The organism is Alloyangia mangrovi (assembly GCF_002300555.2).
Taxonomy (GTDB): domain Bacteria; phylum Pseudomonadota; class Alphaproteobacteria; order Rhodobacterales; family Rhodobacteraceae; genus Salipiger; species Salipiger mangrovi.
The window spans coordinates 1-7,130 of the sequence record NZ_NTHN02000105.1 but is presented as its reverse complement, the minus strand read 5'-3'; the positions used below and the strand labels follow the sequence as shown (position 1 = coordinate 7,130).

The 7,130-nt window shown below is 54.0% G+C and carries 6 protein-coding genes; 5 read left to right on the top strand and 1 reads right to left on the bottom strand.

All coding sequences use genetic code 11. From position 1 onward, the window contains the following. Window positions 1-181: RNA 2'-phosphotransferase (locus CLG85_RS26630; RefSeq protein ID WP_260350323.1), on the bottom strand; the 181-nt coding region annotated here is incomplete at its 3' end. A 230-nt stretch (window positions 182-411) separates the two neighbouring features. On the opposite strand from CLG85_RS26630, the gene CLG85_RS26625 reads away from it, so the two are divergent. From CLG85_RS26625 to CLG85_RS26605, 5 genes are all read left to right on the top strand, one after another. Beyond that, entirely contained in the window at window positions 412-744 is a 333-nt protein-coding gene (locus CLG85_RS26625) for a hypothetical protein (RefSeq protein ID WP_095882502.1), read from the top strand. Then, entirely contained in the window at window positions 741-2,222 is a 1,482-nt protein-coding gene (locus tag CLG85_RS26620) for a hypothetical protein (RefSeq protein WP_095882501.1), read from the top strand. The genes CLG85_RS26625 and CLG85_RS26620 overlap by 4 nt, the downstream gene beginning before the upstream one ends. Window positions 2,223-2,240: 18 nt before the next feature. After that, the gene (locus CLG85_RS26615; protein ID WP_095882500.1) at window positions 2,241-3,302 is read left to right on the top strand and encodes an endonuclease NucS domain-containing protein; all 1,062 of its coding nucleotides are present in this window, start codon (window positions 2,241-2,243) and stop codon (window positions 3,300-3,302) included. A 238-nt stretch (window positions 3,303-3,540) separates the two neighbouring features. After that, window positions 3,541-4,497: a hypothetical protein gene (locus CLG85_RS26610; protein ID WP_260350321.1), complete on the top strand. Its 957-nt coding sequence runs from the start codon at window positions 3,541-3,543 to the stop codon at window positions 4,495-4,497. A gap of 46 nt (window positions 4,498-4,543) precedes the next feature. Continuing rightward, the gene (locus CLG85_RS26605) at window positions 4,544-7,108 is read left to right on the top strand and encodes a hypothetical protein (protein WP_260350320.1); all 2,565 of its coding nucleotides are present in this window, start codon (window positions 4,544-4,546) and stop codon (window positions 7,106-7,108) included. The last annotated feature ends 22 nt before the right edge of the window (window positions 7,109-7,130 follow it).

Sequence of the window (7,130 nt, the reverse complement as noted above, 5' to 3'; positions counted from 1 at the left end):
GTGTGTCTGGGGAAAGGGGGACTGCGGTCACCAGCTGATTTGTCCAACAACGCCGCCCTGCTTTGCGCAGGCCACGCAGCAAGAGTTCAATCCGCACCCAGCCGTCTGAATCAAGCGTTATCCCCACTTCCTCAGGCCGATGCCTGAGGATAAGGCTCAAAAACTTACTCTCCCGTGACATTCTATCTACTCCCGGCTGGTCTGGACACAACGTTGGCCGGTTTCCCAGAGGCCGAAATTCTTTTATGAACATGGACGTAGACCTCTATGCACTTGCGCTGACAGACACATCAGATAGGCTCTCCATCAGGTAGAGCGTGGGGTGAAATGTATACGTGTCTTCGTTTCGAACGTAAAAACTTCAAGAAACGCATCGTTTCAGCTTTGGCGAATACTCACCAGGAACTAAGAGTGCAGATCGCGAAGGATTTAGAATTTATATGCGCTCAGAGTTCCATACGAGGCAAGCTTGTCGCTATAAATCAGCGGAAGCATTCCGCCTTTATCCTACACCAGAAACTGAGCATCCCGAAAGCCGTCGCGGGAGGGAAAGAGTATCCGCAAGGACATAGCGACGAGAATAAACAGAAAACGAAAATTGCCATTGTCAATGAACTCATGGCGCTCTCCGGAATACTCAATGGCGCCATGACCACAACCGACACCAAGCGCTTCCGTCTCTTGGAAACTATCGTCCACGAAGCACCGGAGGCAGAGACCGACGTTCTGAAAGCTTCGCAATGACACTATCCCCGACAGACGCCGAGCGTGTGCTCCTCTCCCGCTACGGTGAACCGGCGAAAGAGGCAACTGACTACATCATTGGATTTCGCAATCCGGTCGGCCGCGTGCTCGCAATCCATCGCGCCACGCTGGAAACTCGTATCTGGTTTCAACCCCCCGCACCGCCGGAGCTGGACGGTGTCACACTTCTGGATAAGCCAAACAACGGCAACTCGAATATTAACGGCCCACTTGCATCACTCAAAAGGTCCGACACGCAGCGGGTAGAAATTGACAGCGCCACCGCGTTGCAACGTTTTCTCAACTGGTATGACCGCACCTCTAATTCCGAAACCAACCGCGGCTTCCCGCTGGACAGGATAAGTTTTCCGGAGTCTTTCGCCCGATTCCAAGACCTCTTGACGCGCTACGACCGTCCTTTCACGCGCTTTGAGGAAGGCCTTATCGCGGCATGGGAAAGCTATAAACCGCGTGTTCGCGAACTTGCGCTGGAACGACTGAGAGCCAACGAATGGCAACTCGAACAGATTGGCTCTGGCGAGATCGTTGCGAAAGTTATCGATGCAATCGAAATCCAGTCAACTCGCGGCGATGTGTCCAACAATATGGTTTTCTGGCAGAACCGTTTCGGGCACGCCAACCGAGATCATCGCGCATTCATTGAAGCTGCCGCAACTGGACATCATCTCAAGGAGATCGAGCAGCTTCTATACGACCTATACCGAGGAGAGAGGCCGGAGAGCTCCATATTCGATGGTCTCAGCGGACTCACCAGCGGCAAATACCCGTTGATTGCTTACCTATTTTTCATCAAAGACATGGACCGCTTTATGCCGATCCAGCCGACGGGGTTTGACCGCGTTTTCGCCGAAATTGGATTCGATTTTAGGACCCTAAGAGCATGCTCATGGTCAAATTACGCTGAGTTCAACGCCGCGATAGATCATATTCGACAATGCATCATAGTGGAGACGAAATTACAGAATGTTCGCCTCATAGATGCGCATTCCCTACTCTGGCTTTTCTCGACACTACTTAAAATGGAATCCAAAGGAGAGCTCTCCAAAGGGGCGAAATCTAATGAGACGTTCTTGGGCGCTCGCGAAAAGTCCATCGCTGAAATAAAGTATTCTGTGGGCAAGACCGCCGTCAACTCGAACGGCCAAGTGATCGAGACAAAGGTCAAGAACAAGGAACTGCGCATGACTGATACAGAACTCGATCAGCTCCTGCGTGAACTTCTGAAGGTCCAGCAAGACCGCTGCGCGATCAGCGGGCTGCCTCTTCAATTTCGCGGCGCACATACTGATATGAACATGCTTCCGTCGCTCGACCGCATCGACAGCAATGGACACTACGAGCGAGGCAATCTTCAGATCGTTTGCCGATTTATCAATTTCTGGAAGCAAGCGTCCCAAGATGGGGAGTTTCGACACCTCTTGAATGTGGTCCGCGGAATTGAAGTTTCCGGGACCTAACTTCGAGGTAGTATTGCGATGCCCATCAGCCACGCGGTCTGGACCGTTTCAAAGGCTCCAATAGAAATTAGCCAGGGAGTGCTGCCTTCAGAGCAAATGCTCGAGGATATGATCGTCGCACAGCCGCGCATACTGTCCTCCGAGTGGATGCTGATCGGTCGCCAGGTCGATACAGGCTACGGCGGGCGCATCGACTTGCTCGCAATAGCGCCCGATGGCTCGCTCGTTCTCGTCGAGTTAAAGCGCGACCGCACACCTCGTGAGGTCGTCGCTCAGGCGCTGGATTATGCCGCTTGGATCGATGGCTTGGACGCTGACGACGTCGCTGGAGTCTATAGGCGATTTCGAAATGGACGTAGCCTATCGAGCGATTTTCAGCAGCGCTTTGGCCAAGTGCTGAACGAGGAGATGATAAACCAGAGCCATCAGGTTGTCATCGTTGCAGCAGCTCTCGACGCCAGCAGCGAGCGTATCGTCAACTACCTCAACGACAGAGGTGTCGCGATCAACGTCCTATTCTTCCAAGTCTTTGATTGTGACGAAACCCAACTTCTGAGCCGCGCTTGGCTCATCGATCCTGGCGACGTCCAAGTTCAGGCAGCAAGCACCGGAAAACGTGGCGAGAAAGAACCGTGGAATGGAGAATATTACGTCAGCTTCGGAGCTGACGGGCAACGCAGTTGGGACGAGGCTGTGAAATACGGTTTCGTCTCTGGCGGCGGCGGCACATGGTATAGCAACTCGCTACGCATGCTTAGTGAGGGTGACAGGATCTGGGCGAAGATCCCCGGCAAAGGCTTCGTCGGCGTTGGCCGGGTCACGGGAAGTAGGACACCCGCGAAAGACTTTCTTATTGAGAATAGGCCAGCCCTTTCAGTCCTTCAAGCAGGATATCACCGGGAATTCTCGGAGGACCCAGAGAAATCTGAATACTTTGTTTCAGTTGAATGGAAGAATGCTCTTCCAGAGGCTCAAGCCATCCAAGAAGTGGGAATGTTTGGAAACCAGAACACTGTGTGCAAACCTACAACCCCGAGCTGGCGGAAAACGGTGGAAAAACTCAAAGAGGCGCTTCTTTGAGAGTAGAAAAGCCTACACGCAACTTACCCCTACTCATGTCAGCCATTGAAGGCCGCAACGAACTACCTCCTATTTGCTTTGAAAGATTTTCAATGCACACATACGAGGAAAAATGCCCAAGAGCGACTAAAATGCTCGAGAAAACCTTGCGGCAATATGGATATATTCGCGAAGCATTACGATTGCTCAAACTGCAAGCTTCGCGCCCAAACTTGAACGCATGCGCGAGGAGGCTGTGGTGAGCGGACTTTTCGGAGATTCCGCGCGTCAAGCAAACGACTCGCTTCGCGGATATATCTATCAAATTCTGCGCAGCGTCGTTGTCTGGCTCGAGCTCGGCGAAAATGAACAACTGTATCTCGAAGGCGCAGAGGACCTTGATCGGATTTACGATGGCGAAGCGCTGACCGAGCAAGTCAAGGACACTGCGGGTTCTGGTAACATCACGCTTCGCACGCCGACCGTCGTTGAAGCGATTGACCACTTTTGGGAGCACGCAGCGCGCAATCCTGAAATCAAGCTGCGCTTCCGATATCTCACAACCTCGAATGCCGGCATCGAGAGGAATTCGCCATTCGGTGCCGGGCAAGGCGGTATCGACCTGTGGAATAGTGCTGCGGCTGCACCTGGAACGCCGAAGGCCGAAGCGGCGACAGCATCTCTGGTCGAGTTTTTGATTGAGGAAGGCACTGTCAGCAAGCCGGTCAGGGACTTCCTTTCGTCTGGAAACCACGAGCAAATCTTTCATCGGCTCATTATGCCCATCGAATGGGTGACTGGTCAGCACGATGGATTGGCGATGATCAGGCTGATTAAGGACCGCCTCGTCACCCATGGAGCCACCACGGGCATTGCGCCTGCCGACGCCGAAGCAGCATTCGACGCGCTCTACACCGCTGCGTTTGAAGCCGCCGCAAGGAAAGAAGAGATCCCGCTGAATCGAGCGCAGTTCCTGCGCATTTTCGCGGGGGCGACAGAGATTCAGCTTCCAAAACAGGATCTACGCGCGCTGGTGAAAGCGGCAATGACACCAGGATACGCCGATGCCCTCTCTCTCCAGATGTCGACTGCGGTCTTCGAAGGGGCGCCCCCCCCTCCCGGCGCGGCATTTCCGCCGGGTTGCGCAAGAGAAGCTACTCGGGGAAGCCCTAATCGGGGGCTGCGCTCTACTTCATGGCTCGACAGGGACGGGTAAAACCCTCATCGCCGCCAGCCATTTTGTGGGCCACGACGCCATATGGTTGCCTCTCCGCGACCTCAGCGCAGCCGAAGTCAGGTCAAAGCTCAATCTTGCCGTGAAGGGCCTGCGTTCGGAAGGCCGAGCGCGCAACCTCGTTGTAGACGATCTGGATGCATTGGCTGATCCGCGTCCGATAGAAGCAAGCCTCGCAAGTCTCTGGCGATGCCAGCGGGAACTCGGTGGCCACCTCGTGCTGTCATCAGATCGACCGCTACCTGCTCGATTAGCTCAGGCAGTCGAACTTGATAGCGCACGCGAGGTCCAAATGCAGCCATTAGACCGGCTCGAGATCGAAGGTTTTCTTCGACAGTCGGGTTGCCCATCAGAACGTGTCACTACGTGGGGCGAAATATTGGAGCTGTCGACCCTCGGACATCCGCAGTTGGTAAACGCTCGTATCGCCGCTTTGGAAAAGGTCGGTTTCATTGAAGCAAGGGCTGAGGACTTGCTTGGTAACACGCCCGATGTTGATCGCATCCGTTTCGAAGCGCGTCGGCTTATCGCGGAGCTGCCTACCGGACCGCGAGAACTGCTGTATCGGGCCAGTCTCCTTTCGGGACGCGTGACGCGACAACATCTGATGTCGATCGCGCGCATTGCCGATGCAGTCAGTGAACCTGGAGACGCAATAGATGTAATCGCCGGACCTTGGCTGGAAGCGACCGAAGACGAGGCATTCAGAGTTTCGCCTTTGGCGAGGGGCGCAGCTGAAGAAGCACGCGGCTTAGTTTGGGTAAAATCGATGCACGGGCAGGTCGCGTGGACATACCTATTGCAACGGACGCTGACACCTTGGGATATTTCCGCGATCCTGATGCACTGCTACATTTCCGGTTCATCCGCTCCTCTCGCGCACTTGATGCAGAGCTTGCTCTCCGCGAATGACGAGGTGTGGACGGCGATTTCCGAAGCCTGTGGCTTTTACACGTCTCTGGGCCTTAGGACAGAAGACGTTCTGCCGTTCGAGCGCACGCACGACCTATATATTTTTAGGATTTTGCAATATAGGATTGCGTCCGAAAAGGACCCTGAACTCGCAATGCGCCTTGCATCGAAGGTTGACGAAGAGTTCGAAAATGCGCCAGACGATCGCGCATCCCACTTCTTCAGATTCCTCTTTCTCAGTCAATTCCTCGCCCTTACTAAAGTTCACTATTCCATGCCGGTTGTTATTTCGCGCGCCGAGGAATTTCGCCGCTTAGCCGCAGAGATGGAAAAAGAGTTTCCAGATAAAATGGCCGAAGCTGGAGGCGCTTTGGAAGCGGAAATTTCCCGTAGCGGGTATGCGCAGCTCGTGGGGTTTCGTCTTATTGGTGACATTCGAGACGTCGGCGATATCCAACGTTTAGTCCAGGCACTCGAAATAATCCCGCAGGAATCCGCGAGGGAAATGCTTGAATCCATCGGCAATCCTGAGAACATTTGGCCCTACCTGATCGAACAAACCTGGCTTTCCGAGGACAACAATACACAGACAGACTGGCCTGGCTACTGCGAAACCTTACTCCATGCCTTCGAACTCAGCGCACGCTGTGGTGCGCATTCTATGGCCTGTGCGATCGCGCCGGTCCTTATCCGCACAATAAATGAAAATCTTGGCGATGCGAACAAGGCCATTGAGACTTCAATCGATCTTGCAAAAATCGTCGGAGATGAACCAATATTCCAGTGCGCGCTTGCCAAGGTGACGTGCGATTCAGGAGATTTCCCGACGGCGCTTGCAATCTGGAAGGACGCCTTGCCGCGGTGGCCAAACCCAAGTCAGGATATCGGGGCGGTATTTTCTTATCGAATTGCTGGAATCTCGAGCGCACAAAATGACTCCTGGAGTGAGGCGGTGGATTTTCTTGATGTCGCGCGAGATCTTGTCGACAAAGGTGACAGACCGGAATTCGCTCTGGGCCTTTCAATGGATGCCGCATTTTGCCGTTTCATGTCCGGAGATCGGCCCGCTGCGGTTACTGGCTTCGGCGAAGTTGTGTCTTCGCTGAGGCCAATGCAATCTAAACTATGCACTGAGCCCCTTTTGTCTCTGCAACGGAGAATAGGAGGAATCTTGACCGCGATATCAGATCGCAATCGCACAGATACGGAGCTCAAGAAGCTGGCTGGTATTTGCAGCAATCCAGACCCATTCATCACCGACGCATCAATTTCACCTCCTCTTGACCTGCTGCGAATTAACTTAATAGATATCGAACTCGATCACGGCGGGTCACTCCGGTGCTCATTCCGCGAAGCGCCTCACCTGAGATCAAGCCCATTCACAGCGTTCCGCTCTACCAGCGCCGGACCACTGTTCAGACTCGCCCAACGCACGCGCGATTTTACGAAAATTGTTGCAGATGGCCTTAGGCAGCTCGATGCGCTCGCAATGGCGTCCGAGCAACTCGCCAACGGCTCCCATGATGTCATGGATCATTATGATGGACGTTACAGGCTATGGCCCGTCGGTGCGGAAGAGCTTCTCATCGGCAACATCATCGTCGCGTTATTCGATCTCGCCGCAGCGGGCGAACTCGATCGGTTACCACTGACCTGCTCCCCTGAAAAGTCCGCAGTTTGAAGTTAGCCTGTTCTCCAAACGA